The sequence below is a fragment of the Dactylosporangium sp. NPDC050688 genome (genome assembly GCF_040654515.1).
Taxonomy (GTDB): Bacteria; Actinomycetota; Actinomycetes; order Mycobacteriales; family Micromonosporaceae; genus Dactylosporangium.
On sequence record NZ_JBFAIC010000020.1, the window covers coordinates 145,405 to 149,797 of the forward strand.

Genomic DNA, 4,393 nt, shown 5'->3' on the forward strand with positions numbered 1-4,393 from the left:
CCGCTAGCCGATGGCTGGCTGCCAATGGCGGCCTCAGGCCCGCCGCCTCGTGCGGCCTCGAACCGCGAACGGTCAAGGCGTCACCGAAGTTGCCGGCGAACGTTGTGGCCCGGGATGTCGAGGATCAGCGGGGTAGCTCCGACTGTCTCTGACAGCAACGCCGGGTTCGAGGTCGTGCCGGGCGTTCCGCTGTACAGCACTCTACACCAGACCTGCAAGTTGATCTCCGGTGTGGTGGCTGTCGGTAATAATCGCTGAGAGGGTGAGGCGTCATGGGGTTCGAGCGTCATCGTACCTGGATCGTCAGTCAGACCGAGTTGCTCGTTGCAGGGCTGGCGGGCGGGGCTGACCTGCGCGCGCCGGTGCCGTCGTGTCCCGGGTGGACGCTGGGGTCGTTGCTGCGGCACGTCGGGGGTGGGCACCGGTGGGCGGCTGAGATCGTGCGTACCCGGGCCACCGGCTTCGTGCCGGACAGTATCGTCCGGGACGTCGCCGGGGACGACGGCGGGGCGGTTCCCGGGGACTGGCTCCTCGACGGTGCGCACGAGCTCGCCGCGGCGCTCGGTGAGGCGGGGCCGGACGCGGAGGTGTGGACGCCGTTCGAGGTGGGCGGGATGCCGTTCTGGGCACGGCGCTTCGCGCACGAGACGCTCGTGCACCGCGCCGATGCCATGCTGGCCGCCGGGGTGCCGTTCGAGGTGGCGACGGAGGTGGCCGTGGACGCGTTGGACGAGTGGATGGAGCTGGACGCGCACCCGGTCCACTTCGACCTCAACCCTGCGAAGCGGGAGATCCTCGGGGCCGGCCGGACCATCGCGCTGATCCCCGACGAGGGAGCCAAGAGCCGGGACGCGGGAGCCGAGAGCCGGGACGTGGGAGCTGAGCGCCGGGGTGAGGGAGCCAAAAGCCGGGACAAGAGCTGGGACGACAGAGCCGAGGGCTGGTTCGTCGACCTGACCGGCACGGTCAACGCGTGGCGGCGCGGAGGTGGCCCGGCCGCTGTCACCGTCAGAGCACCGCTGCGGGAGCTGCTGCTCATGGTGTACCGCCGCCGCACCCCCGACGGGATGACCGTCGAAGGCGACACGAACCTGTTGCACCACTGGCTCGGCCACGTTGCCTTCGGTTGATCAGAGGAAGGGCCAAAGCAGCCACTCAGGGAAGGGCCACGGCAGCCGGGTCAGGCCGGCTCCTCGGCCTCCAGGCTGCCGTTGACCTGCAGCTTGCGCCGCGCGCGTTCGTAGAAGGTGGTGTACCCCAGGCGCACCACCTTCGCCGCGGCCGGGGCCGCCGACACGGTCAGCGTGTCGCCGGGCTTCAGCTCGGCGCCCAGGATGCCGTCGATCTCCATGACGAGCCGGCCGCTGCTCGGCAGCAGCTCCAGGTCGAGGTCCTCGTCGGGGGACAGCACCATGGCCCGGTTGAACGCCGAGTGTGCCGCCGCGGGCACCACCAGGATGCCCTCGACGTTCGGGGAGACGATCGGGCCGCCGGCGGAGAAGCTGTACGCCGTCGAGCCCGTGGGCGTGGCGACGATGAGGGCGTCCGCGGAGTACCGCACGAACGGGTAGCCCTGCATCGAGATGCCGATGGCGGCGAGGCCCTGCCCCGGCACCCGTACCAGGGCGATGTCGTTGAAGGCGGTCACGTCGGTGCCGTCGGGCAGCCGGGTGCGGATCGCCATGCGCGGCTCCACGGTGTACCGGTGTGCGTCGATCGCGCTCAGCGCGGCTCCGAGCTCCTCGACGGCGACCTCGGCGAGGAACCCGAGGCGGCCGAGGTTGACGCCGAGGACCGGGGTCGGCTTGCCCGACAGCAGCCGCATGCTGCGCAGCATGGTGCCGTCGCCGCCGAGGCTGACCACGAGGGACGCCCGGCTCACCAGCTCGTCGGCGTTGACCGCGACGGCGGTGCAGTCGATGCGGTCGACCTCGTCGGGCAGGCCGAGCACCGTGACGTCGCGGATCCTGGACCATTCGATGATGGCGTCGATCGCCGGTTTCGAGTCGCGGCGGGGATGCAGGACCAGCCCGACCGTGTGCACCATGCCCATGGCGCAACTGTACGACCGATCACAGCCGGGCCGGTTCGCGATGCCGGGCCGGGGGTGCCGGCACCGACGGCGGGCGCCGGGCTCCCACCACGAGGGCGATGGCGACCAGCAGGACCGCCGGCAGTGGTCCGGCCCACGGCACCCGCTCCAGCAGCAGCCCGGCGCCGAGCGCGCCGACGGGGATGCCCGCCAGCGGCAGCAGCGCCGGCAGGCCCGCGTCGGCGGCGGCGGCGTGAGGGTCGCGGGTGGCGGCGGTACGTGCGTCGCGGCCGGCGGCGTGCTGCAGGCCGGTCGCGATGGCGGCGAGCGCGAGCAGCGGCAGCTGGGTGAGGCCGCGCGGGTCATGCTGCGTCACCATCCACCCGCCGCACAGGGTGCACAGCGCGAGCAGCGCCCCGACCAGGCAGTGGCTCGGCGCGACCCGGCGGGCGAGCAGGACGGTCCCGCCGTACACGGCGACGGACAGCGCCGCGCGCAGCGCCGTCTCCGGGAGCCGCTGCACGCCGGCGACGCCCAGGACGACGAGGTTGCCGGCCACGACGCTGCCGAAGACGCCACCGAGGAACAGCAGGCAGATGCCGTCGACGTACCCGGCCGCGAGGGCTAGCAACCACTGTGTTCGTCGCATTCGCGACCCGTTCCCAGATCCGGGCGACCCATCCTCACCCGGACCGGATGAGGATGTTTGCCGTGTGACAAACATGAAACCGGTGGTGCTGAGGGTACGGTCGCTGGGAACAATCACAGAGGAAGGGGGCGATGACACGGTGTCGATCGCGCTACGGCTCGCATTGCACCTGCCGCGGGACGCCGCGACGGTGCCGATGGCGCGACGCCTGCTGGACCAGGCGCTGGGGACGCTCGGCGTGGAGCCGGGCTGCCGCGACGACATCGGGCTCATCCTCACCGAGGCCTGCGCCAACGTCATCGAGCACGCCCTGGAGACCGACGACTACGAGATCAGCATCGACATCAGTGACGTGCGCTGCGTGATCCACGTCGTCAACGACGGCTCCGTGATCGACCCCAAACGGCTGATCCTGGCGACCGAGTTGACCGACCGTGAGCTCGCCGCCATGGACCTCGCGGTGCTCGACGAGCACGGCCGGGGCCTGCACATCATCCGCGCCCTCGCCGACGAGCTGTACCTGACCCCGGCGATGTCCGGCGGGCTGGTCCTGCAGGCCGTCACCACCCTGCGCTGGACCACAGACGCGGAGATCTGGCAGCGCCACTGACAGGGCCACTGACCACCGGCGCCGGGCGCCGGCAACAGCCACGGCGGTCCGGCCACGGCGGTCCGGCCACGGCGGTCCGGCCACGGCGGTCCGGCCACGGCGTCGGCGGCGAACCGGCGGCGATCTCGACGGCGATGATGGATGCGGCGCGGTCGCAATTGACACGGCCCGCAGGTGAGCGGCGCCCGCCGGGGCAACCCCTGCCGGCACCGGCCGGCACCGGCCGGCACCGGATGATGCCCGCAGGTGCCGGGGTCACAGCGCCGGCAGCTCGAACACGACCCTGGACACGACCCTGAACACCCCCAGCGCGGCGGCCCGGCCGGCGCGCTTCAACAGGTCCACGGCGCCACCCAGCTCGGCGGCGACTGCAGCTGGCGGCGGTGCGGCGGTGGGTGTGGTCGGCGCGGCGACCGCGTGCTGGTGACCCAGTTGACTCAGTGGGCTCGGCTGGCTCTGCCGACCGAAGCCCGCAGCCGGTGAGGTCGGCGCCGTCACCGTGGGCGGCGGGGTCGGCGCCGTTGGCGGCGGCGGCCGATGCCGGCTGGTGCCGGCAGGTCCCGGTGCCGGCCGGTGTCGACCCGATATCGACGACAGTGTGAACCCCCGCGTCGGCGGAGGTGCCGAGGTGAGCACCGGTATCGGCGTCGAGGTGAACGTCGGTGCCGGTCGCGTCGTCGTGGCCATGGCGGCCTGCTCGGCGCTGGCAACCCTGCCGGGCCGTGAGCGGCGCCACGACTACAGCCTCGCCACCCTGCCGGGCCGTGAGCGGCGCCACGACTACAGCCTCGCCACCCTGCCGGGCCACGGGCGGCACCGCCGCCACAGCCTGGCTGCGCTGGTGCCGTGCGCTGGTGTCGGCTTCGGTCGGAGATTGGACAGCGGACGAGCGCGCCACCTGCGCACCCTCCGTCGGCCCACGCACCACCGGTCCCGGTGCCGCAGCCGCGGGCTCAGCGCGGTTCAGTTCCGCCAGCAGGCGGGCATTGCGCAGCCGGGCCAGTTTCGTCGCGTGCCGTGCCGCGAGCCCGTGCCGGCGGGCCTCCGCGAACTCTGCCTTGGCGCGGGCCCGCTCGTCGCGCCACCGCTGGCGTTCGGCGCG

General features: G+C 72.8%; 5 protein-coding genes. 3 read left to right on the plus strand and 2 right to left on the minus strand.

Features of this window, described 5'->3' with window-relative positions; all coding sequences use genetic code 11:
* Positions 1-272: 272 nt before the first annotated feature.
* The gene (locus AB0H83_RS21200; RefSeq protein ID WP_360096354.1) at positions 273-1,130 is read left to right on the plus strand and encodes a maleylpyruvate isomerase family mycothiol-dependent enzyme; all 858 of its coding nucleotides are present in this window, start codon (positions 273-275) and stop codon (positions 1,128-1,130) included.
* Positions 1,131-1,180: 50 nt separating this feature from the next.
* On the opposite strand, the gene AB0H83_RS21205 is transcribed toward AB0H83_RS21200, so the two are convergent.
* Together AB0H83_RS21205 and AB0H83_RS21210 are read right to left on the minus strand one after the other, a co-directional pair.
* Positions 1,181-2,053, minus strand: coding sequence for an NAD(+)/NADH kinase (locus tag AB0H83_RS21205; RefSeq protein ID WP_360096357.1), 873 nt, complete (start codon positions 2,051-2,053; stop codon positions 1,181-1,183).
* A gap of 19 nt (positions 2,054-2,072) precedes the next feature.
* Positions 2,073-2,681, minus strand: a complete 609-nt coding sequence (locus tag AB0H83_RS21210) for a DUF1275 family protein (RefSeq protein ID WP_360096360.1) — start codon at positions 2,679-2,681, stop codon at positions 2,073-2,075.
* 139 nt (positions 2,682-2,820) lie between these two features.
* Between AB0H83_RS21210 and AB0H83_RS21215 the strand changes: the two genes are divergently transcribed.
* Together AB0H83_RS21215 and AB0H83_RS21220 are read left to right on the plus strand one after the other, a co-directional pair.
* Positions 2,821-3,291, plus strand: coding sequence for an ATP-binding protein (locus AB0H83_RS21215; protein ID WP_360096363.1), 471 nt, complete (start codon positions 2,821-2,823; stop codon positions 3,289-3,291).
* Between the two features lie 628 nt (positions 3,292-3,919).
* Positions 3,920-4,393, plus strand: a 474-nt coding sequence (locus tag AB0H83_RS21220) for a hypothetical protein (RefSeq protein ID WP_360096366.1), incomplete at its 3' end; no start/stop codon positions are given.

Bases quoted from the DNA above. Each gene is read 5' to 3' on its own strand.
- AB0H83_RS21200 (WP_360096354.1), top strand. From the start codon at position 273: ATGGGGTTCGAGCGTCATCGTACCTGGATCGTCAGTCAGACCGAGTTG.
- AB0H83_RS21205 (WP_360096357.1), bottom strand. From the start codon at position 2,053: ATGGGCATGGTGCACACGGTCGGGCTGGTCCTGCATCCCCGCCGCGAC.
- AB0H83_RS21210 (WP_360096360.1), bottom strand. From the start codon at position 2,681: ATGCGACGAACACAGTGGTTGCTAGCCCTCGCGGCCGGGTACGTCGAC.